Origin of the sequence: Pseudomonas lutea (assembly GCF_000759445.1) — a bacterium.
Classification (GTDB): Bacteria; Pseudomonadota; Gammaproteobacteria; order Pseudomonadales; family Pseudomonadaceae; genus Aquipseudomonas; species Aquipseudomonas lutea.
Map to the genome: position 1 here is coordinate 50,516 of NZ_JRMB01000004.1, position 25,320 is coordinate 75,835.

Genomic DNA, 25,320 nt, shown 5'->3' on the forward strand with positions numbered 1-25,320 from the left:
TTACCCTGAAACCGGAGAATGGAAGCATGCACGACACTTCTGCAAGTGCTGCCGGACTGAATGCACAACAACGATCGGCGCACATTCGTGCGGTGGTTTCAGCCCATGGTGCCTCACTGCGCGAGCGCTACCCGGTGCTGCAGCACCAGGACGCTATCGGCGCCGGCATTCTGCTGTTCGCATTGGCGGGCATGGTCGGCAGCGCAACGCTCTATCTTCAGGGTCATATGGCGTGGTGGGTCTGTGTGCTGCTCAATGCGTTCTTCGCGTCGCTGACCCACGAACTGGAACATGACCTGATCCACAGCATGTATTTCCGCAAACGCCGCGTGCCGCATAACCTCATGCTGGCGCTGGTCTGGATGGCACGGCCGAGCACCATCAACCCCTGGATCCGTCGGCACCTGCACCTCAACCATCACAAAGTCTCCGGCACCGAAGCCGACCTGGAGGAGCGGGCCATCACCAACGGTGAGCCGTGGGGGCTGGCGCGATTGCTGATGGTTGGTGATAACGTCATGTCCTCGGTGATCCGCATGCTGCGAGCGAAAACATTCGCGCATAAATTCAGCATTCTCAGGCGGACTCTGCGGGTCTACGCGCCGCTGGCGCTGCTCAACTGGGGCGCGTGGTACGTGTTTCTGGGGTTTCATGCCGCGAACGGAATTGCTGCGTTATCGGGCAGCTCGATTGATTGGTCGGCGAACACGCTGGCGGTGATGCAGGTCATCGATGTCGCGGTCGTGGTGCTCGTTGGGCCGAACGTGTTGCGCACGTTCTGCCTGCATTTCGTCAGTTCAAACATGCATTACTACGGTGACCTCGAGCCGGGCAATGTGATGCAGCAGACCCAGGTGCTCAATCCATGGTGGATGTGGCCCATGCAGGCGTTCTGTTTCAACTTTGGCAGCACCCACGGCATTCATCACTTCGTAGTAAAAGAGCCGTTTTACATTCGCCAGATGACGGCGCCTGTTGCGCACAAAGTAATGGCCGAGATGGGTGTGCGCTTCAATGATTTTGGCACATTCGGCCGGGCCAACCGATTTGAACGGCGGCAGGAAAGAGCAGCCATGCCGGACCCCGTGCGCAGTTGACCTCGCCTCATCGACGCCTGCCGCACATGGCCTCTTGGCGGCTGCGCAGATGTAGCGCGCGCGGGAAACCGCGACGTTCCATCCAAACCAGGCGCTGAGCACCTGTAGGAGCGCGCTTGCCCGCGAAAAGGCGTGAATCCGGCGTAAATGTGTCGTTCGTACCGACGTCTTCGCGGGCAAGCGCGCTCCACAGATGGTGTCCGGCTGTATTGACGCGGTGAGCGCGGCAGCTGCGCAGATTTGCGGGCGGCAGCACTCTTCCCAAGCCAGGCGCTGAGCACCTGAGGAGCGCGCTTGCCCGCGAAAAGGCGTCAAACCGGCATAGATGTGTCGGTCGTACCGACGTCTTCGCGGGCAAGCGCGCTCCTACAGATGGTGTCCGGCTGTATTGACGCGGTGAGCGCGGCAGCTGCGCAGATTTGCGGGCGGCAGCACTCTTCCCAAGCCAGGCGCTGAGCAAATGTAGGAGCGCGCTTGCCCGCGAAAAGGCGTCAAACCGGCATAGATGTGTCGGTCGTACCGTCGTCTTCGCGGGCAAGCGCGCTCCTGCAGATGGTGTCCGGCTGTATTGATGTGGTGAGCGCAGCAGCTGCGCAGATTTGCCGGCGGCATCACTCTTCCCAAGCCAGACGCTGAGCACCTGTAGGAGCGCGCTTGCCCGCGAAAAGGCGTGAATCTGGCATAAGTGTGTGGTTCGTACCGACGTCTTCGCGGGCAAGCGCGCTCCTACAGGTTCTGCGCCTGATGGTGAGACCATTCCCGGCCACCCTATAGCCGGCTTGCCCGCGAAACCGGCTTGTCGCACTGCTCGCAGGAAAACGTCGGCGGATAAAAATTCTGTAACAACTGCGCCGTAAGCTCTGCTCATCCCTGGCGAGCCGGGGGCAGACAGCGTGATTATCAGGGTCACCCCTTTAAGGCAGGGGGTGGCCCTCTTTTTTGCCGAGTCATGGGCATTCATATATTTTCAAGCTATTAATAAATAGCGTCTTATTCTTTTTCGAATATATATCCCATCCCTATACTCGCCCCATGAACGCAACATGCAGGAGGCGAAGGCCATGCAGAACGAATCGATCCGTTACCTGATCGTGCCAGGCTGGCAAGGATCTGCCGATGACCATTGGCAAACTCACTGGCAGAACAGCTTGCCCAACAGCGTACGGGTTGAGCAGGCCGACTGGCTCAAGCCTCGCCGAGAGGACTGGATCGGAGAGCTCCAACGCGCCATTGCTTCCGAGAGCACACCGGTGATTCTCATCGCTCACAGCCTGGGATGCGTGGCCGTCGCGCATTGGGCGCAGTTGGCACCGCTGGACAGCCTTCGCCAGGTGCGTGGGGCATTGCTGGTCGCTCCCGCTGACGTCGAACGGCCGAATTGCCCGCCTGCCATCCGCAATTTTTCGCCAATCCCAGAGCACTTGCTGCCGTTTCCGACGCAAGTGGTCAGCTCCGACAATGACTCTGCCGTCAGCGCATTGCGCGCTATGGAAATGGCCCGCAACTGGGGCGCCGAGATCGGCATTCTCAGCGGCGCTGGCCACATCAATGTGAAGTCCGGCCACCAGCGTTGGGAGCAGGGATTCGCTTACCTGTACCGACTGCAAGGACGAATCGAGCAACTCACCCGCCGCCGCGCATGAGCACAGCACGCGCACCTGCAATTGCGCATGAGCCGGCTTTTCTCACGATCATTTTCGCCGCAGTGAACCGAGAGGCGCTGCGGCCTTTTTTTAAACGCTCGGGTCATCCAATGGCCGGGGCGGGAGCCTGCCATGAGCCTTTCCGACATCTCGAACAATCCCTTGCTGACCTTCCCTGACGCTGAAAAAAGCCCTTTGAGCATCCGCGCCAAGGCATTGGTGTTCATTGACCCAAGGTCGCGGCAGTTGCGCGAAGAGATGGAGCTTTTGGCGCCCTTGGACTTACCCGTGTTGATTCGCGGCGAGTCCGGCACCGGCAAGGAATTGCTGGCGCGTCATATTCATCGCGGCAGTGATCGCTCCGGTTTGTTCGTGTCGGTCAACTGCGGTGCGATCAGCTCGACCTACGCAGAGGCGGAGCTCTTCGGCTATGCCGCGGGTGCGCACAGCGGCTCGGCGAGCAGTCGGGCCGGCTGGTTTGGCTCGGCCACCGGCGGCACGTTGTACCTGGATGAAATCGCCGATCTGCCCATGACAATCCAGAACAAATTGCTGGCAGCGCTGGAAAACCATGAAGTGACCCGCGTGGGCGCCACGCAGCCGAGCCCGGTCGACGTCAGGCTGGTCGCGGCGACCAGCATCGATCTGCGTCTGGCAGTCGCCGCCGGTAAATTCCATGAGCGGTTGTACCGCTACTTGAATGAAGGCCGCCTCGACCTGCCGGCACTTCGCGAACAGCCCGGCAATATCCTGCCCCTGGCCGAGTATTTCCTGGGCATCTACAGCCAGCGTTTCGATTTTCAGGTGCCCCTGATCAGCGAAGACGCACAGCGCGTGCTCGAAGCGCATTACTGGCCAGGTAACACGCGTGAGCTGGAGAACGTCATCCACTTTGCGTTACTGGTCAGCAGCGGTGTGGAAATCCTGCCGGAGCATTTGAATCTGCCGGCCCGCTAGCGCTTGTCCCTGCCCACCGTTGTGAAGTGGCAAAACGCCTATTGAGATCAAAAAAGCATAACCATCCGACTAAAAAGTATTGTCTCGGAATAAATAATCTCGGTACTGTCCGCATCAGCCGCCACCCTGCCCGGGGTCGATCCTGCGGCAGACCGAAAACAAAGTTGCCCACGAGGCGACCCGATTTCTCTAAGGACATCGCATGAAGAAGACGTTTTTGTTCACCGCACTGGCAGCTGCTCTCTCCCTCGGCATCAGCGCAGCCCAGGCTGCCGAAAAGCTTGTGGTGGGCGCCACCGCTGTTCCGCACGCTGAAATCCTTGAGCTGATCAAGCCGGAACTGGCCAAAGAAGGCGTTGACCTGCAGATCAAGGTCTTCACTGACTACGTGCAGCCCAACGTGCAACTGAACGAGAAGCGTCTTGACGCCAACTACTTCCAGACCAAGCCTTACCTGGATGGCTTCAACAAGGGCAAGGGTGCAACCTTGGTGACCGGCGTGGGCGTACACGTCGAACCGTTCGGCGGCTACTCGAAAAAGTGGAAATCCATCGACCAGATTCCTGAAGGCGCCACCGTTGCCATCCCTAACGAAGGCAGCAATGCCGGTCGCGCCCTGCTGTTGCTGCAGAAAAACGGCCTGATCACCCTGAAAGACCCGACCAATGCCTTGTCGACACCAAAGGACATTGCTACCAATCCGAAAAAACTGAAGTTCCGCGAGCTTGAGTCGGCCTTGCTGCCGCGCGCGCTGGATCAGGTTGACCTGGATCTGATCAACACCAACTACGCGCTGGAAGCCAAGCTCAGCCCTAAAAAGGATGCGCTGATTCTCGAAGGCTCCGACTCGCCGTACGTGAACTATCTGGTGACTCGCACCGATAACGCTCACACCGACGCAATCGAGAAGCTGTCCAAAGCGCTGACCAGCCAGCAGGTCAAAGACTTCATCAACAAGAAGTACGACGGCGCGGTACTGCCGGCGTTCTGATAATCCTCTGAACGCTTGCTTGCCACGCGCTCAGACTTGAAACGCGCTGGCTTGCCGTTTCCCTCCTGCCCTGACCAACAGTCATCGGCACCAGGGCTCGGCGGGCCAGCGCGTTTTTCGTTTCGGCTTACGGATTCGGCAAGCCGCCTGGCGCAAGCCGCTGCACGCAGAACGGCTGAGGGCGGACGCGGGTGCCTAGGTCTTTCGGCGCTATGCATATGCTGTAACGATATTTAAACTTCGCTTCTTATAGCTTTAAAGTTCTCCCTCCTTACAGATGCTTTCTGGCTACGCCTTCGTGGTCAGGCTTTTATGGAGTCGGAGTTCTCATGCCAGCAGCCTCCCACGCTTCGTCCGCGCAAGCTCCCGGCCAGCAGTTCGATGTGCGTCCATTCGCCGAAAAGGTGGGCGCGGAAATCGTCGGTCTGGATCTGTCCCGCCCGCTCGACGACGCCGATTTTGCCCGCGTCCACCAAGCGCACCTGGATTACCACGTGGTGGTTTTCCGTGATCAGCGCATCACCCCGCAGCAGCAGATCGATTTCAGTCGCCGGTTCGGCGTGCTGCAGATCCACGTGCTGAAGCAGTTCTTGCTCGCCAATCATCCAGAGATTCTGATCGTCTCCAATATCGTGGAAAACGGTCAGCCTGTCGGGCTGGGCGATGCCGGTAAGTATTGGCATTCGGACTTGTCCTACAAAGAGCTGCCAAGCCTTGGGTCCATGCTCTACGCCCAGGAGCTGCCAAGCGAGGGCGGCGACACCTTGTTCGCCGACATGCATCTGGCATGGGACACGCTGCCCGAGCATCTGCGCAAAGCGGTTGAAGGGCGCAATGCCGTGCACAGTTACACGGCTCGCTATAGCCATGGCCGCAACGCCGAAAACTGGCGTCCCACGCTCAGCGCCGAGCAACTGGCGCAGGTCGCCGTGGTCAGCCATCCGATCGTGCGCACTCACCCGGAGAACGGCCGCAAGGCGTTGTTCGTCAGTGAGGGGTTCACCACTCATATCGTCGGCCTGCCAGAAGACGAGAGCCAGGCCATTCTCACCGAGCTGTATGCCCACAGCGTTCGCCCGGAAGGCGTCTACCGCCACAAGTGGCAGGAAAACGACATGGTGTTCTGGGACAACCGCTCCCTGATCCATCTCGCCGGCGGCACGCCCGATCACCTGCGCCGTCGTCTGCACCGCACCACTATCCAGGGCGATGCGCCTTTCTGATACGCACCGCGCCGGGATCATCGCCCGGGTTCACCTGATAATTCCGGCTGCCCTGCCAAGGAGCTCCGCTGCATGAACGCTGCTCTGCAAAGCCACACGGCTAGCGATCACTTGAACGCGCAACAGGCCAATCAGCCTACCGCTGAAGCGCTGTTGCAAGTACAGGGCGTCAGCCTTGAATACCGCACGCCGGAACGCGTGGTGCGGGCCACTCATCAAGTCAGCTTTGAAATCGATCCGGCCGATCGATTTGTCCTGCTCGGCCCTTCAGGTTGCGGCAAATCTACGCTGCTCAAGGCCGTGGCCGGGTTCATCCAGCCCAGTGAAGGTCAGATTCGTCTGGCCGGCCAACGGGTGAAGGAGCCGGGGCCGGACCGAATCGTGGTGTTTCAGGAGTTTGATCAACTGCCGCCATGGAAGACGGTGATTCAGAACGTCATGTTTCCACTGCTGGCCTCGCGCACGCTCAAGCGTCGTGAGGCCGAGGAGCGTGCACGGCATTACCTGGTGAAAGTCGGCTTGAGTGCCTTCGCCGATGCCTATCCGCATACTTTGTCGGGTGGCATGAAGGCGCGCGTGGCGATCGCCAGAGCGCTGGCGATGCAGCCCAAAATTCTGTTGATGGACGAACCGTTTGCCGCGCTTGATGCATTGACCCGCCGCAAGATGCAGGAAGAGCTTCTGGAGTTGTGGGAAGAGGTGCGCTTTACGCTGCTGTTCGTGACGCACTCCATTGAGGAAGCACTGGTGGTGGGTAACCGGATTCTGTTGCTGTCGCCACACCCCGGGCGTGTGCGTGCCGAGATCAACAGCCATCAATACAACTTGAAAAGCCTCGGGGGCGTCGAGTTTCAGGCGTCTGCGCAGCGAATCCACCGGCTGTTGTTCGACGAAGGCGAAGCGCCGGCGGTCGAGCCTGATCTTCGGTTTCAAGACGTTCGCATTGCCTATTAACAGCGCTGCCGACGGCATCCACTGCCGGCCGCACGAATTGGACATATCTCTGTAGGAGCCGGCTTGCTGGCGAACCCATCCGTCATTCATCGAAAAGGTGTCGGACCCGACGCGTTCGCCAGCAAGCCGGCTCCTACAGGGAGCGTCGACTTAAGAGACATACCCATGAGCCTTTCACCCCCCATCCGGGAAGAATACGAAGTCGCGCTGGAGCCTTTCACCCAGGAAGACCTGGCCCGGGACATCCCCCTCGCTCACCGCATATGGCAAGTCAGCTGGGTGCGCAAGGCCGTGATCCTCGTTGCGCTGGCGATCATCTGGGAAATCGCCGCGCGCATTCAGGGCAACGATTTGCTGCTGCCGAGTTTCCTGCAAACCGCCCAGGCGTTCATCGATGGCATCGCCACCGGCGAGTTGCCCGCCAAGGTCTGGATATCCCTGACGGTGTTGGTCAAGGGTTACCTGATCGGCATTGTCCTGGCGTTTGGCCTCACCACACTGGCCGTCTCCACGCAGTTGGGCCGCGACTTGCTCGGCACGCTAACGGCCATGTTCAACCCCCTGCCCGCCATCGCGTTGCTGCCTTTGTCCCTGTTGTGGTTTGGCCTGGGCGAAAACAGCCTGATCTTCGTGCTGGTGCACTCGGTGCTCTGGGCGCTGGCGCTCAATACGTATGCGGGGTTTCTTGGCGTCTCTGAAACCCAGCGCATGGCCGGGCGCAATTACGGTCTCAAGGGCCTGCGGTTTGTCTGGTACATCCTCATCCCTGCCGCACTGCCTTCGATTCTCGCAGGCCTGAAAATCGGCTGGGCATTCGCCTGGCGGACTCTGATCGCCGCCGAGCTGGTGTTTGGCGCCTCTTCCGGCAAGGGCGGCCTGGGCTGGTACATCTTTCAGAACCGCAATGAGCTGTACACCGACAAGGTCTTCGCGGGCCTGGCGGCGGTGATCATCATCGGGCTGCTCGTGGAAAATCTGCTGTTCAGCAATGTGGAACGCCTGACCGTCAAGCGATGGGGCATGCAGCGCTGATCCGAGTCACCGAACAAAATGGCGCCTCGTGACAGCTAGTGGCTACGAGGCCTTCGACGCTTTTGCCTTTATCGCGAGGAATGTATGGATTTGTCACTGACCGCTGGACCCTTCAAACGCCCGAAACTCACCGCCATCGCAGCTGCCCTGGGCCTCGCTGGCGCCTTGTTGAGTGGCGGTGCCCAGGCCGAGGGCAAGATCAGCATCGCCCAGCAGTTCGGTATCGGCTATCTGATTCTGGACGTTGTTCAGCAGCAAAAGCTGATCGAGAAGCATGGCAAAGAGCAGGGCCTGGACATCAAGGTCGACTGGAACAGCATTTCCGGCGCCACGGCCATGAACGAAGCGCTGTTGGCTGGCGCGCTGGATGTGGTGTCTGCGGGCGTGCCGCCCATGCTGACGATCTGGGACAGGACCAAGGGCAAGCAGAACGTCAAGGCCATCGCCTCGCTGGGCTCGATGCCCAACTACCTGCTCAGCAACAAACCTGACGTGAAGACCCTCAACGACTTCACCGATAAGGACCGCATTGCAGTTCCCGCAGCCGGGGTGGGTTTCCAGTCGCGCACGTTGCAGATCGAGACCGCGAAACTGTTCGGGAACGACAACTTCAAGAAGTTCGACAACATCTCGGTCAGCCTGCCGCACCCGGATGCGACCTCGGCGCTGATCGCCGGCGGCTCTGAAATCAGCGCGCACTTCTCCAGCCCGCCGTTTCAGTATCAGGAGCTGGAAAACCCCAACGTGCATAAAGTGCTGAGCTCGTATGACGTGCTCGGGGGCCAGGCGACGTTCAACGTGCTGTACACCACTCAGAAATTCCACGACGAGAACCCCAAGACCTACAAGGCGTTTTACGACGCGCTGGCCGAGGCCGAGAAAATCATCAAGGCCGACAAGCCTGCCGCGGCCAAGACCTACATTGAGGTAGAGAAGTCCAAGCTGCCGTTGCCGCTGGTGGAGAAGATCGTCTCCGATCCTGAAATCGACTTCACCGTTGTGCCTCAGCGTACGTTTATCTACGCCGAAAAATTGCATGAACTCGGCGTGCTGAAGAACAAGGCCGACAGCTGGAAGGATTTCTTCTTTGAAGAAGCCCACGGTGGCGCGGGGAGTTGATCCGCAATGCTCAACGCCCAGCCTCAGTCAGCCCGATACAGGAGGCAGTGTGTCAGTGACACCCCCTTCGCGACCGTCGTAACCTCCGATTGCTCCTACAGGAGATTTGCGTCTACCTAGAAGCTGGGTGCTGGGGCCAAACGGATATACGTCAGGAGCGGTCTGGCCTATTAGCTGTAGGAGTGTGGCTTGCCCCGCGATCTGGCGCGAAGCGGCAGGAAGCCCCTACTGATTTCTCCCTGATCCACCGAGTATACAGATTCCGCTGCCGGTTCCCGGCGAATGCGATGTGTCAGCCATTTGATTTAACAAACTCATATTCGTCGCAAATCAGAGTGCGTTCCTGCTGACTGATTTGACCCACGCTGCTTTGCGATAATATTGACGATGCTCATTTCAAATCAATCTTTATCACAGTCTCTTTTTCATTGTTTATTAACACCTTCTAGGTTTTACTGTGAATGCGGTTAATCCAGTAAGCGTTAAAACAACGTTCAGGTCGCTGACGGCCAAAGGAAAGGAATTCCTATCATGAGCAAAACAAAGCGGGTCACTTTATCGGCGTTGACGGTAGTGGCGTTGACAACTACTTTATACGCGCTGGCGGAAAGTTCGATGAATAAGCTCCCACCAGAATATAAGACAAAAGCGGAGTCAAACGCGGCATTTCAAGTGGGGTTGTTTTACAAACAGAGTGGGGTGTTCGACCCGCCGATCTCCGAAGTCTGCACCATTACCGTGAGCACGAGCGGTGAAACGAGGGTCGACTTTGGGGGCAGCTCTGGGTGTGATAACGATAAGGTACAGTACTTTTCAATCTCAAACGGGATCAAGGGAACGGTTGCTTTTTACGATAAACACTGCGATGCGGGTGATTTGGAAGGTGATGATTTTTATATATACAGGATTACGACTCAGCCACTGAGTCATGCTTATATATACGGACTTTTTGACGGCAATAACAACCCCGGTATTCCTGGCATGGTGCCTGTGAGGTCGAAATACGATAACGGTTTAACAGGGAAGGTTTCCTGCGTCATTATCGACCCTGATTAATCGTTAAGGGAGATCAAGCCAATGTTCATAAGGGCGTAGTAACGCTGTTGGTCGGTAGAACGACACAGTTGGTGTACAGGCAAGGGTTTTATGGGTGAGGCACTTCAGTGCTTCAGGCAGTGCTGCTGGACCGGTCCATCTGGCAGCGCTGCGCTTTGTCCAACACCACCCTCTCATCGCGTGCCAGCGCGCTCTGGCGTAGATTGCTCAGGCAGAGTTCTGACCTCACAAGGAACCCTGATGTAAGCTCACAGTCGCATGAGCACATCGCAACGGCGTCCAGCGGCGCGGTGTCGTCACGGCATTGGCACAAGGAGCTTGCATGCCCGCCCAACCCCCTGTTTTTCGTGGTCGACCGACCGTTTTCTTTATCGGCCTGTGCCTGACTGTTCTTGCCGGCTGTGGCAAGGAAAAGCCGCAGGAGCCTGTGCGTGCCCGTGTGCAGGCGCAAGAGGTAAAGACCGCCGATTTCGCAGCCGATGTTGCGCTGACCGGCGACATCCAGGCGCGGGTGCAAACGCAGCTTTCATTCCGCGTGGGCGGGAAAATCATCCAACGGATGGTGGATGTCGGCGATCGGGTGTCGGCCAGGCAAGTACTGGCCAAGCTCGACCCCAAGGACCTGCAGACCAACGTCGACTCAGCCGTCGCGGCCGTTGCCGCAGAGCAGGCGCGGGTCAAGCAAACCTCCGCCGCATTCGTGCGTCAGGAGAAGCTCTTGCCCAAGGGCTACACCAGCCGCAGTGAATACGATTCCGCGCAGGCCCAGCTGCGCGGCAGCCAGAGCTCGCTCAAAGCCGCCCAGGCGCAACTGGCCAATGCCCGCGAGCAGTTGAGTTACACGTCTTTGATCGCTGATGCGCCGGGCATCATTACTGCGCGCCAGGCAGAGGTTGGCCAAGTCGTACAGGCGACCGCGCCGATCTTCGGCCTCGCCCGGGATGGCGAGCGCGACGCCGTGTTCAATGTCTATGAATCACTGTTCGTCAACCCGCCCACCGATCAGCCGGTGGACGTCACGCTGCTGGACAATCCCAACGTCAAGGCCACCGGCAAGGTGCGCGAAGTCACCCCCGCCGTGTCGGCACAGACCGGTACGCTGCAAGTCAAGATAGCCCTCACTTCGCTGCCGCCAGGCATGGACCTCGGCTCTGTGGTCAGCGCGGCCCTGAGCGTTCCGGCCAAAACCAGCGTCGAGCTGCCATGGTCGGCGCTGACCAAAGGCCTGGGCGATCAGCTTGGCAAACCTGCGGTGTGGGTCGTCAACGCCGACAACAAAGTCAGCCTGCGCGGCGTGACCGTGGGGCGTTATCTCACAGGCAAAGTCATCATCGTCGATGGTTTGAAAAATGGTGAAAAAGTGGTCGTTGCCGGTAATCAGCTGCTGCACCCGGACATGCAAGTGGAGCTCGCCGACGTTTATGCCGATCTCTCGCAGAAGCCAACGGGAGCGTCGCAATGAAGCGTTTGTCGGGGGTAGTGCTGGCAAGCCTGCTGTTGACCGCCTGCAGTAAGGAAGAACCCGCCCCCGAGCCGATTCGACCGGTCTTGTTCATTGAGGTGAAGCCCCAGGCGCAAGAGAGCCTGGGTCGTTTTGCCGGCAACATTGCCGCGCGCTATGAAAGCACCCTCGGTTTCCGCGTGTCGGGTCGTATTGCGCAGCGCAACGTCGATGTCGGCGCGCAAGTGAAAAAGGGCGACATGCTCGCCGTGCTTGACCCCACCGATCAGCAAAACCAGGTGCGCTCGACCCAAGGCGACCTTGCGCGTGTCGAAGCGCAGCTCATCAACGCCCAGGCCAACGCCCGGCGCCAGCAGGAATTGTTCGACAGGGGGGTTGGCGCCCAGGCTGCGCTGGACGTGGCGGTGACTGACCTCAAGACCTCCCAGTCTTCCTACGATCAGGCCAAGGCCGCTGTGCAGCAGGCCAAGGATCAGCTGAGCTACAGCGAGCTGCGCGCGGACCACGATGCCGTCGTCACCGAGTGGAAGGTCGAGGCCGGGCAGGTGGTGAGTGCCGGTGAGCAGGTGGTGACGCTTGCGCGCCCGGACATCAAGGAGGCGGTGATCGACCTGCCGTCGCAACTGGGCGATCAACTGCCCAGCGATGTGGTGTTCACTGTTGCCAGCCAGCTTGAGCCGCAGATCAACACGACCGCAACCATTCGCGAACTGGAGCCCCAGGCCGAAAGTTCGACCCGCACCCGCCGCGCGCGTTTGACCCTGGCGGATACGCCAGCGGCGTTCCGTTTGGGCACCGCGATCAGCGTCACGCTCAGCTCCACAGTCAAGCCGCGTATCGAGGTGCCTGCCACGGCAGTGCAGGAAGTCGATGGCAAGACCCAGATCTGGATCATCGACATGCAAAATCAGACGGTCTCGCCGCGCCCGGTCAATGTGATCAGTCGCAGCAACGGGTCAGTGGTACTGGCCGACGGCGTTAACAACGGTGATCGCGTCGTCACTGCGGGCGTCAACAGCCTCAAGCCGGGGCAGAAAATCAAAGTCGATAAGGAAAGCCCGCGATGAAAGGGACGTTCAACCTCTCCGATTGGGCGATCAAGCATCAGTCTTTCGTGTGGTACCTGATGTTCGTCGGCCTGCTGATGGGCGTGTTTTCCTACATGAACCTGGGACGCGAGGAAGACCCTTCGTTCACTATCAAGACCATGGTCATACAGACTCGCTGGCCGGGCGCCACCGTGGACGAGACCCTAGAGCAGGTCACCGACCGCATCGAGAAGAAGCTTGAAGAGCTCGACTCCCTCGACTACGTAAAAAGCTACACCCGACCGGGCGAATCCACGGTTTTCGTTTACCTGCGCGACACCACCAGCGCCGGTGCAATTCCGGACATCTGGTATCAGGTGCGCAAGAAGATCGACGACATCCGCGGGCAATTCCCTCAAGGCCTGCAGGGGCCGGCCTTTAACGACGAGTTCGGGGACGTTTACGGTTCGATTTACGCCTTCACCTCGGACGGCCTGACACTGCGTCAGCTGCGCGATTACGTGGAAGAGGTCCGTGTGCAGATCCGCGACGTGCCCGGGCTGGGCAAGGTCGAAATGATCGGTGAGCAGGACGAAGTGCTGTACCTGAATTTCTCCACCCGCAAGCTGGCGGCGCTGGGCCTTGATCAACGTCAGGTCGTGCAGAGTCTGCAATCGCAAAACGCCGTCACGCCGGCCGGGGTGATCGAGGCCGGTCCGGAGCGTATCTCGGTGCGCACTTCCGGTCAGTTCGCCTCAGAAAAAGACTTGGCCAACGTCAACCTGCGTCTCAACGATCGCTTCTATCGCTTGAGTGACATCGCCGAAATCACCCGGGGTTACGTCGACCCGCCCAAGCCGTTGTTCCGTTTCGATGGAAAGCCTGCCATCGGCCTGGCCATTGCCATGAAGAAGGGTGGCAACGTCCAGGAATTCGGCAAACAGCTGCATGAACGGATGAACGCGGCGACCGCGGATCTGCCTATCGGCGTGGGCGTGCATGTCGTTTCCGATCAGGCACAGGTGGTCGAGAAGGCCGTGGGCGGTTTTACCAGTGCGCTGTTCGAGGCGGTTGTGATCGTGCTGATCGTCAGCTTCATCAGCCTAGGGATGCGCGCCGGGCTGGTGGTTGCCTGCTCGATCCCGCTGGTGCTGGCGATGGTCTTCGTTTTCATGGAGTACAGCGGCATCACCATGCAGCGTATTTCGCTGGGCGCCTTGATCATCGCTCTCGGCCTGCTGGTCGATGACGCAATGATTACGGTGGAGATGATGGTGTCGCGGCTTGAAAAGGGCGACACCAAAGCCCAGGCCGCGACCTACGCCTACACCTCGACGGCATTCCCGATGCTGACCGGCACGCTGGTGACGGTGGCGGGTTTCGTGCCGATTGGCCTCAACGCGAGTTCGGCGGGGGAGTACACCTTCACGCTGTTCGCGGTCATCGCCGTTGCCATGCTGGTGTCGTGGGTGGTTGCGGTGCTGTTCGCCCCGGTGATTGGCGTGCACATCCTCAGCGAAAACGTGAAAAAGCATGATGAGAACGCCAAGCCCGGCCGCATTGCGCGGGCGTTTAACGGCTCGATGTTCTGGGCCATGCGTCACCGCTGGCTGACGATTATCATCACCATTCTGCTATTCGCGACGTCTCTGTTTTGCATGCGGTTCGTGCAAAATCAGTTCTTCCCGTCATCCGACCGCCCCGAGATTCTGGTTGACCTCAACCTGCCGCAGAACGCCTCGATCAACGAGACGCGCCGCGCGGTGGACAAGCTTGAGGCGACCCTCAAGGACGATCCCGACATCGTCAGCTGGAGTACCTACATCGGCGAAGGCGCGGTGCGGTTCTACCTGCCGCTCGATCAACAGCTGGAAAACCCGTACTACGCGCAGCTGGTCATTGTCAGCAAGGGGCTGGAAGAGCGCGGCGCGTTGACCGAGCGCCTGAAGAAGCGTCTGCGTGATGACTTCGTCGGTATCGGCACCTACGTTCAGGCGCTGGAAATGGGACCACCGGTAGGGCGCCCGATCCAGTACCGGGTCAGCGGCGACAACATTGATGAAGTGCGTCAGCACGCTATCGAACTTGCCACGCTGCTGGACAAGAACCAGCACATTGGCGAAATGATCTACGACTGGAACGAGCCGGGCAAAGTCCTGCGCATCGACATCAATCAGGACAAAGCGCGGCAGCTAGGCCTGTCATCCGAAGACGTTGCGCAACTGATGAACAGCATCGTGACCGGCTCCTCTGTGACCCAGGTGCGCGATGACATCTACCTGATTAACGTCGTGGGGCGTGCGGTGGACTCAGAACGCGGTTCGCCCGAAACCCTGCAGAATCTCCAAATCGTTACGCCGCAGGGCACGTCGATTCCGCTGCTGGCCTTCGCCAACGTGCGCTATGAATTGGAGCAGCCGCTGGTGTGGCGCCGTGATCGTAAACCCACGATCACGCTTAAAGCCGCTGTGCGCGACGAGATGCAGCCGACCGACTTGGTCAAGGAGCTCAAGCCGGAGATCGATAAGTTCGCCGCCGGTCTGCCCGTGGGCTACAAAATTGCCACGGGCGGTACGGTGGAAGAGAGCGGCAAGGCGCAGGGTCCGATCGCCAAGGTTGTGCCATTGATGATCTTCCTCATGGCGACGTTCCTGATGATCCAGCTGCACAGCGTGCAAAAGATGTTCATCGTCGCCAGTGTGGCGCCGCTGGGGTTGATTGGCGTGGTGTTGGCGCTGGTGCCAACCGGAACGCCAATGGGCTTCGTGGCGATCCTTGGCATCCTTGCGCTGATCGGCATCATCATCCGCAACTCGGTGATCCTGGTGACCCAGATCGACGAATACGAGTCGGCGGGTTATCTGCCCTGGGATGCGGTGGCAGAAGCCACCGAACACCGTCGTCGGCCAATCCTGTTGACCGCCGCGGCCGCAAGCCTGGGCATGATCCCCATCGCCCGCGAAGTGTTCTGGGGGCCTATGGCGTACGCAATGATCGGCGGCATCATCATCGCGACCTTGCTGACGTTGCTGTTCCTGCCGGCGCTGTATGTCGCCTGGTACAAAATCAAGGAGCCCAGCGAGGAAGAGCGTCAAAAGGCTGAGCGGGATAAGCAGAGCAAGGTTGAAGAAGATGATCCTGGCCGTCGGGACGAAAACCCCACGCCTGCTCAATAAGTGATGAGGCGGGCCGGAGACATTCTGGTTCGCCTGGCAGGCTAGGGCTTGCAGAAGTCATGTTATGTGGAACCCGTGAAAAGCCTTACGCCTTGCGCCACACACTCGCCAGCCACGGTTGCTGATCCCTCGGCAGTCCCTCAGGCCGGTAATAGTGCTCGACCTCAGCGAACCCGGCTTCGGTCACCAGGGCGCCCCATGATTGCAGATCATGGAACGAACCGTAGCGCTCACCTTTCCAGCCTTCCTCGTTACCGCCGCGCGGATTGGAGCTGAACAGCACGCCCCCGGGTTTCAACGCGGCACGCAATTCGCCCAACACCCGCGGCAACTCCTGGCGAGGCACATGAAACAGCGAGGCGTTGGCGAAGATGCCGTCGAAACGTGCGACAGGGAGGGCCAGCTCAAGGAAGTTCTGATGAAAGACCTCGCAACCGCTGTCAGCGCGCGCCATCTCGGCGAAGCGTTCGGAGCCGTCCAGACCGGTAGCAATGTGGCCCAAGGCCGTAAACGTGCGCAGATCCCGCCCTGGCCCGCAGCCAAAATCCAGAATCTGAAACGGCGCCGGCGCGGTGATGTTGCGCAGCAGCGCGTTGATGTTCTGGCTGACGTCGTGATCGCGCGTGCCTTCGCGAAAATCTTCAGCGACGTCGTTGTAGTTGCCCAGGGTGGTGGCCGTGATCTGGGCGAGGTCGGTTGGGTCGAGTTTCATGAGGCGGTCGTCTGATCAGAGAAGGCCGCCAATATACCTCCGCTCAAGGTTTGATCAATTGCCAGCAAGGATCAAATCGATCACCTCGTCGATAGTTTCGATCCGTGCCCAGTCTTCAGGTGTCGGCTTCAGTTTGTATCGCCACTTCACCTGCATCATGAAACAGGTGAGATCGTCGTCGATGATGTGAAAATCGCGCACGAAATTCGTGGTAGGCGTGATGTTGTTTCGTGGGATAAAGCCAATGATCGACACAAAAAGCTCAATCACCTCTTGAGTGAGTTGCGCCCGATCAGCTTTGCTTTGCATTTCTCGCCTCGTATGCACATAGGTCCATGTTCGCCAGACCAATACTGCCAGCCTTCCAGCCACGAAGGGAATTGCCTTTAAACATCGGCCCGAACCTGTAGGAGTGACGGGGTGGCGCTCCACCTTGCTCGCGAATGCGTCGTGTCGGCCAACATCCAGGTCACAGACCCACCGCTTTCGCGACCGTCGTAACCTCCGATTGCTCCTACAGTTGATTTGCATTGGACGCGGGTTTGGGACGCCATCCCCTGGTAGGACCGGCTTCAGCCGGGAAGGGGTCAGTGGCAGCGCCATCAATTTTGCAGTGACGCCTGCCGCTTTCCCGGCTAAACCCGGTCCCGCAGGGATGGCGCGCTTTGATCAGCGCTTGTTCAGCCGCAACGCCAGCCGATCCCCTCCCAGCTGAATCACTGCCACCAATATCACCAGCAGTACGATTACGGTCAGCATCACTTGTGTGTCGAACCGCTGATACCCATACCGATAAGCAATATCCCCCAATCCTCCCGCCCCAATGGCACCGGCCATGGCCGACGAATTGATCATCGTCACGAGGGTGATGGTAAATCCGCCGACGATGCCCGGCAGCGCTTCGGGCAGCAGCACGTGCCAGACGATGTGCCAGCGGCGGCAACCCATGGCTTGTGCTGCTTCGATCAGCCCGTGATCCACTTCGCGAAGGCTCACTTCTGCAATACGCGCGAAGAACGGCGTCGACGCGATGGTCAGCGGTACCACCGCCGCCCAGACACCGTAGGTCGTCCCGACAATCAGTCGCGTGAAAGGGATCAACGCGACCATCAGAATCAGGAACGGCACCGAACGGAAGATGTTCACGAATGCACCCAGCACCCGGTTCACGTTGGGCGCTTCGAAAATGCCCCCCTTGCCACTGGTGACCAGAATTACCGCCAACGGGATACCGAGAATCAGCGCGATCAGCGATGACACGCCGACCATCAAAAAGGTGTCGATAACGCCCTGCCAGAGCCGATCAAGCCACATAACCCAATACCTCCGCCTGCTGCGCATATTGACGAGCCCGGCTGATCAATTCGTCAGCCGACAACGGCGAATGACTCACCGCCAGCAACAAATGACCCAACGCGCGTCCCTGGATACGTTCGACGCCGCCGTGCAACAGGCTCACTCGCCCACCGAGGGCGTTGAACAACGCTGAAAGATCAGGCTCCGTGCCGTTGCTTCCTGTGAACTGCAAATCGAGAACAACGCTGGCATGATCTGCCGAAGGGTGCTGCTGCAAGCGCGCCTGCACGTCTGCCGGCAGGGCATGCTGCAAAGGTGCCAACAGCGTTCTGCTCACCGCGTGCTGTGGATTGCCAAACACCTGCCATACAGGGCCTTGCTCGACGACTTCACCTTTTTCCAGCACCACCACCCGATCACAGATTTCGCGGATCACCGCCATCTCATGGGTAATCAGAACAATCGTCAGGCCCAGGCGCTGGTTGATCTCGCGCAGCAGGCCAAGAATGGATTGTGTGGTTTCCGGGTCAAGCGCAGAGGTGGCCTCGTCGCACAATAAAATGGCTGGATCATGCACCAGTGCCCGGGCGATGCCGACCCGCTGCTTCTGGCCGCCGGACAGTTGCGCCGGATAGGCCTTGTGCTTGCCTTGCAGCCCCACCAACTCCAGCAGTTCCGCGACTTTGCGCTGCCGTTGATCCTTCGGCACGCCTGCTACCTTCAGCGGCAGCTCGACGTTCTGCCACACCGTTTTGGCCGACATCAGGTTGAAATGCTGGAAGATCATGCCGATGCGTCGGCGCAGGTCCACCAGGGTGTCCTCGTTGAATGCGCCGATGTCGACCTGATCGATCAGCACGCGTCCGCTGCTGGGCTTTTCCAGGCGGTTGATCGTGCGGATCAGCGAAGACTTGCCCGCACCGCTGCGGCCGATGATGCCGAATACCTCACCGCGGCGGATGTCCAGGTTGATACCCTGAAGCGCTGGCACCGGCCCCTGCTGGCCCTCATAGGTCTTGCCCAGATCGATGAAGCGCACGTGTGCATGCTGCTTCTCGGGGTGCAGCTCCGAGGGCTGGCCCAACCGTTCAGGGTGCGCGATCGCGCCGTGCGGAGATAGGAGGCGTTGCGCGGTTGCACTCATGATCAGTTCTTCCAGCCGACCTGATACAGCGTGCCGTTGACCTTATCCAGCGAGGCGCGCACCACAGGCGAGTGTTGATAGATATCGATGAACCTCGCCAGGCGCGGGTCGTCTTTGTGGTCCGGCCTGATGACAAACTGAATCACATACTCGGGGTGGTCGAGGCCGTCAAAAAGGATCGCAGAGCCCGCGTCGAAGGTCTTCGACAGCCGAATGTAGGCCGGATAGCCTTGCACCAAGTCGGCATCGTCATACGCGCGGACCAATTGCACGGCTTCTACCTGGATCAGCTTGATCTTCTTCGGGTTGGCCGTGATGTCGTCTTCGGTGGCCTTGTAACCCACCCCCGGTTTAAGGTTGATTAGCCCGGCCTTGGCCAGCAGCTGCAAGCCGCGTCCGCTGTTGATAGGGTCGTTGGCGATCGCCACGGTAGCGCCGGTCGGCAACTCATCGAAGCTTTTGTACTTCTTGGAATACAGCCCCACGTTATTGATGATGCCCGGGGCGTACGGAACCAGGTCGAAGCCGGATGCTGCCTTGGCGTTCTCCAGAAACGGAATGTGCTGGAAGTAGTTCACGTCAATGTCGCCCGCGTTGAGGCTGACGTTAGGCGCGATCCAGTCGGTGAACTCCACCAGCTCGACCTTGAGGCCTTGTTTGTCAGCTTCGGCGACAGCGGCTTCCAGCGGAATGGCAAAGGCGGCAGTGGTGCCAACCTTGAGCGGCTGATCGGCAGCGTGAGTGACGCCGGCAAACAGCCCCAGGGACAGCGCAAGGGTGAGGAGGGTCTTGGTCATGGGGGGTAATCCGGTTCAGTAGTCTGGTTTGTACGCTTGGGTGTCTGTAAAGCTGTATTCGCGAGCAAGCTCGCTCCCACGGAGTTCGAGCTCCCTCAGGCCTGCGCTGGGGTGAGTGTTCTGAAGCCAGCGCCCGCATGCCGTTCCGGCAGTCGCGCGTTGCCTTCTTCAAACAACTTCTCGCGCAACGTGCCGTGCTCGTAGGCGGTCTTGTAGGAACCGCGCCGTTGCAGTTCCGGGATCACCAGGTCGATGAAGTCCTCGTAGCTTTCCGGGGTGACGATGCGGGTCAGGTTGAAGCCGTCGAGGCCGGTTTCGGCGATCCAGGATTCCAGCTCATCGGCGACCTGTTCGGGCGAGCCGATCAGCGTGATGTAACGGCCACCCAAGGCGTGCTGATCGAGCAATTTCTGGCGGGTCCAGTCGTTGCTCTTGAGGATTTTCGTGGCTGACTGAATGGCGTTGCCTTTGACGTGCTGGATCGGCTCATCCAGCGCGTACTCGGCAAAGTCGATGCCGGTGGACGCCGCGAAATGCGCGAGTCCTGCTTCGGCACTGGCGTAGGTCAGGTACTCGGCATGCTTGGCCCTTGCAGCCTCTTCGGTGGCGCCGACGATGACGTTGAGCCCCATGAATACCTTGATGTCATGGGGGTTGCGCCCGGCAGCAACGGCACTGGCGCGGACCTTGTCGACCTGCTCGCGCGTCGCGGTTTTATTCTGCGCACTGATGAACACGCACTCGGCGTTGCTGCCGGCAAACCGCAAACCTCGCTCGGAACTGCCGGCCTGAAACAACACCGGCGTTCGCTGTGGCGAGGGCTCGCACAAGTGGTAACCCTCCACCTGATAAAACTCGCCGCTGTGCCGCACGTAGTGGACCTTGTCCGGTTGCGCGTAGATGCGTGCCTGCCGGTCTTCGATCACCGCGTCATCTTCCCAGCTGCCTTCCCACAGTTTGTACAAAACCTCTAGGTACTCGTCAGCCTGATCGTAGCGACGGTCGTGTTCGATCTGCCCGGTCAGGCCCATCGCGCGTGCGGCGCTGTCGAGATACCCGGTCACGATGTTCCAGCCCACTCGCCCTCGGGTCAGGTGATCCAGCGTCGACATACGCCGGGCGAACAGGTATGGCGCTTCGTACGTAAGGTTGGCGGTCAGTCCGAAGCCGAGGTTTTTGGTGACGGCGGCCATGGCCGACACCAGTAGCAGCGGGTCATTGACCGGTAACTGGATCGACTCCTTCAGCGTGACATCTACCGAGTTCTGATAGATGTCGTAGACCCCGACAATGTCGGCGATGAACAAGCCGTCAAACAGCCCGCGCTCCAGCAGCTGCGCCAGATTCGTCCAGTAATCGAGGGTTTTGTACTGGGTCGAGGTGTCCCTGGGATGGGTCCAGAAACCGTGATTGATGTGGCCCACGCAGTTCATGTTGAACGCATTGAGCAAAATCTTCTTCTTGCCCATCAAATGGTCCCCCGACGCGGCGGGTTGACGTCATTGAGGTAGTGATTGCCGATGGCGTGGTACTTCCAGCGCACGGGGTCGTGCAGCGTATGTACGCGGGCATTACGCCAGTGACGGTCCAGACCGTGCTCGGCCAGCGTTGCCTGAGCACCGGCCAGCTCAAATAACGTGCTGCCGGCTTCGAGTGAAATCTCGGTGCTGATTGCCCGTGCTTCTGCGACCGCAATCGAGGCTTGCGCCAGGCTCTCCGGCGTGGTGTCCGCTTGCGCTTTGTCCAAAAACTCCCCGGAGCGTTCCAGCAAGGCTTCAGCGGCATGCAAACGAATGCCCAGTTTGCCAAAGCTGTGCAGCGTCAGCGGGTCATCGACTGCTTTTTCAATGCCTGAATCGATCCAGGGACGCGTGCGGGTTCGCACGAAATGCAAAGCGTCTTCAAAGGCAGCGCGGGCGATGCCGGTGTCGATGGCCGCGTGGAGAATCTGCGCCAGCGGGCCGACAGTGGTAGGGCGCTCGAACGCAGTCTGGAAAGGCACCACGTCATCGGCCTCGACATACACGTTATCGAAAACCACCGAGCCGCTGCCCGTGGTGCGCTGACCGAAGCCGCTCCAGTCGTCGATCACGCTCAGCCCGGCGGCGTTCGCCGGCACGAATGCCAACTGCTGCACGCCATGGTCATCCACCACCGAGGTGGGTATGCGCTGGGCATAAAGGGCACCGGTGGCGTAGAACTTACGGCCGCTGATGCGCCAGCCGTTGCCGCTGCTGTCGCGGCTCAGGCGGGTGGTACGGTCGTGGGCGGTTTTGGTGCCCAGCTCCGCCAGGGCATTGCCAAAGCGCTGACCGGCGAGGACCTCCGCGTAAAGGCGTGCCTGCTGCGCCGGGTTGCCGTTCACACGCAGCACTTCGAGCGCGTAGAAGTGGTTTTGCGGAATCTGCCCCAGCGAGGCGTCTGCCTCGGAGATGAGGCGGATGACTTCGGCCAGAGTGACATTGGATACGCCGGCGCCGCCAAAGGCTTTTGGCACGCTGATACCCCACAGGCCGGAGCGGGTAAATGCTTCCAGCTCCTGATGGGGCAGGCGTCGCTCGCGATCTCGGGCGGCGCTCTGATGCTTGAAATCAACGGCCAGCGTGCGAGCGACCCGCAGCGCTTCGGTGTCATCGCGAATGATCGCGGTCACGGCGTTCGCCTGCGTCTCACGCGGCAAGGTTTGAAGGCTCATAGGTGTGCTTCCAGTTGTCTGGTTATATCCAGGAATGACGGGCAGGCAGGGTGCCGTTCAGATGCCAGGCGCCGACGGCGTGGGTTTTCCAGCGCACTGGATCGTGGAGGGTGTGAACCCGTGCGTTGCGCCAATGACGGTCGAGGTTGAATTCAGCCAGCGTCGCCCGGCTGCCAGACAGCTCGAAGAGCTTTTCGCTGGCCTGCAGAGCGCTGTGTGTGGTCAGCACTTTGGCTTCAGCCACCACAATGGACGCGCGCGCTGCGGACTGTTCGTCGATGGGCGCGGCGGCAACTTCATCCAGCACGCGCCCGGCCTTGCGCAGCAACGCTTCGGCGGCGTGCAGTTCGAGCTTCAATTTGCCGATGTCGGCGATCACATAAGGATCGTCGCTGGCGCGCTCGACATGGGCGTCGATCCAAGGCCGCGAACGCTCGCGTACAAAGCGAATGGTTTCGTCGATAGCTTCCCGGGCGATGCCCGCATCGATGGCCGCCTGAATCAGCTGCGAGACGGCGCCCTGAATGTTCGGCGCCAAGCCCAGCTTCCAGTTATCCACAACCAGCTCACCGCTCACGCGCACATTGTTCAGCAGCACGCTGCCGCTGGCGGTGGTGCGCTGACCAAAACCGGACCAGTCATCAATGACCTGCAGACCCGGTGTGCCGCGAGGCACAAACACCAGTACTTGCTTGCCTTCGTCATTGATGGCCTTGACCGCAACCCAGTGCGCGAACAGCGCGCCGGTGGAGTAAAACTTGCGGCCATCGAGTAGAAACTGATCACCCGCAGCGGTCAGGCGTGTTCTCACATCAAGGGTGTTTTTGGCGCCACGCTCAGGCCCTCCGTTGCCGATGCGTGCACCGTTGAGAATGCTCGTGAACAGGGTTTTTTTTTGCGCTTCAGTGGCGCTGCCGATCAACGAATAAAGGATGCCGAAGTGATTCTGCGGAATTTGCCCTACTGCGGGATCGGCCGCCGAAAGAATGGCGAAGACTTCCGCCACCGTCACGAATGACACTTGCGGGCCGCCATACGCACGCGGCACCGTCATACTGCCCAGGCCACAGCGGGTAAATTGCTCGATTTCCGACCATGGCAACTGCCGTTCACGATCTCGCACGGCGGCAGTGGGCCGAACGATAGCAGCCAGTTCGTGGGCAGCCGCGATGGCATCGGCGTCGTTGCGCAGTATCTTTGCAGGAAGCAGGGGAGGCGCCACGTCCAGGGTGTGCTGGAGGGCAGGGGCGTTCAGATCAGTCATGGTGGTGACCTTCACGAGCGCGAGCACCGGGATCGTTGTGCTTGACCATTCGAACCTCGAATCAATACCGCTGTGGCGGCGAAGAAAATGACGACGGTCCGGTGGTCCGGTGCATATACCCTAAGCGTGTATAAAAATTAAATAAACAAACATTTAGGAATAAGCATAGAAGGCGAAACGTTGACTTCGTTTGCCAGAGCTGTGCTTTGCGTGTAGGTCAGGCATGAGCCGAACGCCACTCCCAGCATCATGTACTTGACGATACGTCTGCAGGACATGGCCAACACCTCATGAAGGATTTCACCGGAGGCTAGCAGGCCGCCTTCTTGGGGTAAGGCCTGGTGTTGTAGGACGCAGTTGGGGATCGTGTGGGAGGTTTCCTTTTGTCTACAGAGTTGTGAGTTGCCTCACGGTGTTGGATCACGGGAGTCGCGGCGCGTCGTGGTCACGCCGCGAAAGCCTTCTGCAATACCGATCAAGCTTCTGCCTGCGAAGGGTCGTTGAGAGAGACTTTGATTAAACGCACGGGTGCCCAGCGCGAGTTATTGCCGACCCGATCGATGACGCAATAACTCACCTCCAGGTGCGGATCGTCGCCTGCCTCCCGTACCAGCTCCGCCGGCACCTGGACAACGACAGGCTTGTCGACGTCTTGCTGCGTCAGCGCCGGCAGATCCAGCCGAACATCGCCCCAGCGCAACGTGATTTCGTCGTGCGCATCCATGTGCGGGTAGATGTCGAGGGTGATTCGAACGCCTTCATCGAAGTGCCGCGCGGTCAGGCCATTGCTGATGACTGCTTCCTCGAAAGCCACCGGGGCGAGGCCCTGATTTTCATCAACTTCGCCACTGACCAATTGACCGCCGGGAGTCTCCAGTTTGACCCACAGCTTGGTGCCGGGAGATTTGATGGGTGTACTGCCAATTTTTGTAACTCGGTAGTAAGTTTTTACCTTCCCACTTCGAAGAAAACTTTCCGGTACATGTAGGACAGATGTATGACCAATGTCGGATTCCGATAAAAGCTTTGACGCGGCATAACAACCTCCCCAGAACAATTCAATCAAGTCGCCGCTGTCCATCTCTGGGTAAGGATCGATATGCACACGCAGATCCGCGGCTGCCGAGGCGCCAATCCCGTGCTTGTTCGATTGCGGCAAATACGGCGCTATCAACTTGAATGACGGGGTAATGACGGGGGTATGGATCATCTTTAAGTACTCTTTGAAAGTGAGCCTGGGTTAAGGCGTAACAGGTAATTAATGGGTCGCACTGACTACACGAAAGCGACTGGCACTAGTACACGCCGGGATACACAGGCATGGCAAACATTACAAATGGTCGCAAAGGGGGAGTTGATGTTTTGGCTGGCTTAATAATCGAGGACGTTTTCAGCTAATTGTGTTGCAGTGTTTGTGTCAATGAGCAATAACTTTTTAGATACTGTGTGCGGTAAATACAGAACTTTCCTACGTAGAAATTTCTGTTTGCCGAAGTCATGGAGGCGGCGACGGTTCTGCTCGCGCTCCATGCACATCGACCCCGTTGTGAGGTCAAAGCAGGTCGGACAGGGATAGGGCTATTTGTCGGCCGAAAAAAGTCATTCAACGCCCGGGACCCATGCGCAACCCGTGGCCACTTCATATAAGGAGAACCGATAAGTGGGCCCTGCGAG

General features: G+C 59.3%; 20 protein-coding genes and 1 pseudogene. 12 read left to right on the plus strand and 9 right to left on the minus strand.

Annotation, left to right across the window (positions count from 1 at the left end):
- Positions 1-26 precede the first annotated feature (26 nt).
- The 12 genes and pseudogenes from LT42_RS23000 (at position 27) to LT42_RS23055 (ending at position 15,738) form a co-directional block, all read left to right on the plus strand.
- Entirely contained in the window at positions 27-1,097 is a 1,071-nt protein-coding gene (locus LT42_RS23000) for a fatty acid desaturase (RefSeq protein ID WP_037018697.1), read from the plus strand.
- Positions 1,098-2,158: 1,061 nt separating this feature from the next.
- Complete coding sequence (locus tag LT42_RS23005) at positions 2,159-2,740, plus strand: alpha/beta hydrolase (protein ID WP_037019237.1); 582 nt, start codon at positions 2,159-2,161, stop codon at positions 2,738-2,740.
- 132 nt (positions 2,741-2,872) lie between these two features.
- Positions 2,873-3,688, plus strand: a pseudogene (locus tag LT42_RS23010) (sigma 54-interacting transcriptional regulator); the annotation flags it as partial.
- 211 nt (positions 3,689-3,899) lie between these two features.
- Positions 3,900-4,688 (plus strand): MetQ/NlpA family ABC transporter substrate-binding protein, encoded by a 789-nt coding sequence (locus LT42_RS23015; RefSeq protein WP_037018700.1) that lies wholly within the window; start codon positions 3,900-3,902, stop codon positions 4,686-4,688.
- A 329-nt stretch (positions 4,689-5,017) separates the two neighbouring features.
- Positions 5,018-5,911: a TauD/TfdA dioxygenase family protein gene (locus tag LT42_RS23020; RefSeq protein ID WP_037018702.1), complete on the plus strand. Its 894-nt coding sequence runs from the start codon at positions 5,018-5,020 to the stop codon at positions 5,909-5,911.
- A gap of 72 nt (positions 5,912-5,983) precedes the next feature.
- Positions 5,984-6,865 (plus strand): ABC transporter ATP-binding protein, encoded by an 882-nt coding sequence (locus tag LT42_RS23025; protein ID WP_037018704.1) that lies wholly within the window; start codon positions 5,984-5,986, stop codon positions 6,863-6,865.
- Positions 6,866-7,030: 165 nt separating this feature from the next.
- Positions 7,031-7,897 (plus strand): ABC transporter permease, encoded by an 867-nt coding sequence (locus LT42_RS23030; RefSeq protein WP_037018706.1) that lies wholly within the window; start codon positions 7,031-7,033, stop codon positions 7,895-7,897.
- An 84-nt stretch (positions 7,898-7,981) separates the two neighbouring features.
- Positions 7,982-9,016: an ABC transporter substrate-binding protein gene (locus LT42_RS23035; protein ID WP_037018709.1), complete on the plus strand. Its 1,035-nt coding sequence runs from the start codon at positions 7,982-7,984 to the stop codon at positions 9,014-9,016.
- Positions 9,017-9,547: 531 nt separating this feature from the next.
- Positions 9,548-10,072: a hypothetical protein gene (locus LT42_RS23040; RefSeq protein WP_037018711.1), complete on the plus strand. Its 525-nt coding sequence runs from the start codon at positions 9,548-9,550 to the stop codon at positions 10,070-10,072.
- A 322-nt stretch (positions 10,073-10,394) separates the two neighbouring features.
- A complete protein-coding gene (locus tag LT42_RS23045) occupies positions 10,395-11,534 on the plus strand; it encodes an efflux RND transporter periplasmic adaptor subunit (protein WP_052075382.1) in 1,140 nt (379 codons plus the stop codon).
- Entirely contained in the window at positions 11,531-12,601 is a 1,071-nt protein-coding gene (locus tag LT42_RS23050) for an efflux RND transporter periplasmic adaptor subunit (protein WP_037018715.1), read from the plus strand. Before LT42_RS23045 ends, LT42_RS23050 begins: the two co-directional genes overlap by 4 nt.
- Positions 12,598-15,738, plus strand: coding sequence for an efflux RND transporter permease subunit (locus LT42_RS23055; RefSeq protein ID WP_052075383.1), 3,141 nt, complete (start codon positions 12,598-12,600; stop codon positions 15,736-15,738). Before LT42_RS23050 ends, LT42_RS23055 begins: the two co-directional genes overlap by 4 nt.
- 85 nt (positions 15,739-15,823) lie before the next feature.
- Here the strand turns inward: LT42_RS23055 and LT42_RS23060 are convergent, their stop codons facing one another.
- The 9 genes from LT42_RS23060 to LT42_RS23100 all read right to left on the minus strand — a co-directional run bounded on the left by LT42_RS23060 (position 15,824) and on the right by LT42_RS23100 (position 24,856).
- The gene (locus LT42_RS23060; RefSeq protein ID WP_037018717.1) at positions 15,824-16,450 is read right to left on the minus strand and encodes a class I SAM-dependent methyltransferase; all 627 of its coding nucleotides are present in this window, start codon (positions 16,448-16,450) and stop codon (positions 15,824-15,826) included.
- 54 nt (positions 16,451-16,504) lie between these two features.
- Complete coding sequence (locus LT42_RS23065) at positions 16,505-16,759, minus strand: hypothetical protein (protein ID WP_037018719.1); 255 nt, start codon at positions 16,757-16,759, stop codon at positions 16,505-16,507.
- 360 nt (positions 16,760-17,119) lie between these two features.
- Positions 17,120-17,764: a methionine ABC transporter permease gene (locus LT42_RS23070; protein WP_037018721.1), complete on the minus strand. Its 645-nt coding sequence runs from the start codon at positions 17,762-17,764 to the stop codon at positions 17,120-17,122.
- The gene (locus tag LT42_RS23075) at positions 17,754-18,890 is read right to left on the minus strand and encodes a methionine ABC transporter ATP-binding protein (protein ID WP_037018724.1); all 1,137 of its coding nucleotides are present in this window, start codon (positions 18,888-18,890) and stop codon (positions 17,754-17,756) included. The genes LT42_RS23070 and LT42_RS23075 overlap by 11 nt, the downstream gene beginning before the upstream one ends.
- 2 nt (positions 18,891-18,892) lie before the next feature.
- Entirely contained in the window at positions 18,893-19,687 is a 795-nt protein-coding gene (locus LT42_RS23080; protein ID WP_037018726.1) for a MetQ/NlpA family ABC transporter substrate-binding protein, read from the minus strand.
- 95 nt (positions 19,688-19,782) lie between these two features.
- Entirely contained in the window at positions 19,783-21,156 is a 1,374-nt protein-coding gene (locus LT42_RS23085) for an LLM class flavin-dependent oxidoreductase (protein ID WP_037018728.1), read from the minus strand.
- A complete protein-coding gene (locus LT42_RS23090; protein WP_420806919.1) occupies positions 21,156-22,367 on the minus strand; it encodes an SfnB family sulfur acquisition oxidoreductase in 1,212 nt (403 codons plus the stop codon). The genes LT42_RS23085 and LT42_RS23090 overlap by 1 nt, the downstream gene beginning before the upstream one ends.
- 37 nt (positions 22,368-22,404) lie before the next feature.
- Positions 22,405-23,646, minus strand: coding sequence for an SfnB family sulfur acquisition oxidoreductase (locus LT42_RS23095; protein ID WP_037019246.1), 1,242 nt, complete (start codon positions 23,644-23,646; stop codon positions 22,405-22,407).
- Between the two features lie 475 nt (positions 23,647-24,121).
- Positions 24,122-24,856: a hypothetical protein gene (locus LT42_RS23100; RefSeq protein WP_037018733.1), complete on the minus strand. Its 735-nt coding sequence runs from the start codon at positions 24,854-24,856 to the stop codon at positions 24,122-24,124.
- Between the last annotated feature and the right edge of the window lie 464 nt (positions 24,857-25,320).

Coding starts and splice junctions, on each gene's coding strand:
- LT42_RS23015 (WP_037018700.1), top strand. CDS start 3,900: ATGAAGAAGACGTTTTTGTTCACCGCACTGGCAGCTGCTCTCTCCCTC.
- LT42_RS23080 (WP_037018726.1), bottom strand. CDS start 19,687: ATGACCAAGACCCTCCTCACCCTTGCGCTGTCCCTGGGGCTGTTTGCC.
- LT42_RS23000 (WP_037018697.1), top strand. CDS start 27: ATGCACGACACTTCTGCAAGTGCTGCCGGACTGAATGCACAACAACGA.
- LT42_RS23005 (WP_037019237.1), top strand. CDS start 2,159: ATGCAGAACGAATCGATCCGTTACCTGATCGTGCCAGGCTGGCAAGGA.
- LT42_RS23095 (WP_037019246.1), bottom strand. CDS start 23,646: ATGACTGATCTGAACGCCCCTGCCCTCCAGCACACCCTGGACGTGGCG.
- LT42_RS23045 (WP_052075382.1), top strand. CDS start 10,395: ATGCCCGCCCAACCCCCTGTTTTTCGTGGTCGACCGACCGTTTTCTTT.
- LT42_RS23060 (WP_037018717.1), bottom strand. CDS start 16,450: ATGAAACTCGACCCAACCGACCTCGCCCAGATCACGGCCACCACCCTG.
- LT42_RS23070 (WP_037018721.1), bottom strand. CDS start 17,764: ATGTGGCTTGATCGGCTCTGGCAGGGCGTTATCGACACCTTTTTGATG.
- LT42_RS23055 (WP_052075383.1), top strand. CDS start 12,598: ATGAAAGGGACGTTCAACCTCTCCGATTGGGCGATCAAGCATCAGTCT.
- LT42_RS23040 (WP_037018711.1), top strand. CDS start 9,548: ATGAGCAAAACAAAGCGGGTCACTTTATCGGCGTTGACGGTAGTGGCG.
- LT42_RS23030 (WP_037018706.1), top strand. CDS start 7,031: ATGAGCCTTTCACCCCCCATCCGGGAAGAATACGAAGTCGCGCTGGAG.
- LT42_RS23100 (WP_037018733.1), bottom strand. CDS start 24,856: ATGATCCATACCCCCGTCATTACCCCGTCATTCAAGTTGATAGCGCCG.
- LT42_RS23085 (WP_037018728.1), bottom strand. CDS start 21,156: ATGGGCAAGAAGAAGATTTTGCTCAATGCGTTCAACATGAACTGCGTG.
- LT42_RS23050 (WP_037018715.1), top strand. CDS start 11,531: ATGAAGCGTTTGTCGGGGGTAGTGCTGGCAAGCCTGCTGTTGACCGCC.
- LT42_RS23065 (WP_037018719.1), bottom strand. CDS start 16,759: ATGCAAAGCAAAGCTGATCGGGCGCAACTCACTCAAGAGGTGATTGAG.
- LT42_RS23025 (WP_037018704.1), top strand. CDS start 5,984: ATGAACGCTGCTCTGCAAAGCCACACGGCTAGCGATCACTTGAACGCG.
- LT42_RS23020 (WP_037018702.1), top strand. CDS start 5,018: ATGCCAGCAGCCTCCCACGCTTCGTCCGCGCAAGCTCCCGGCCAGCAG.
- LT42_RS23075 (WP_037018724.1), bottom strand. CDS start 18,890: ATGAGTGCAACCGCGCAACGCCTCCTATCTCCGCACGGCGCGATCGCG.
- LT42_RS23035 (WP_037018709.1), top strand. CDS start 7,982: ATGGATTTGTCACTGACCGCTGGACCCTTCAAACGCCCGAAACTCACC.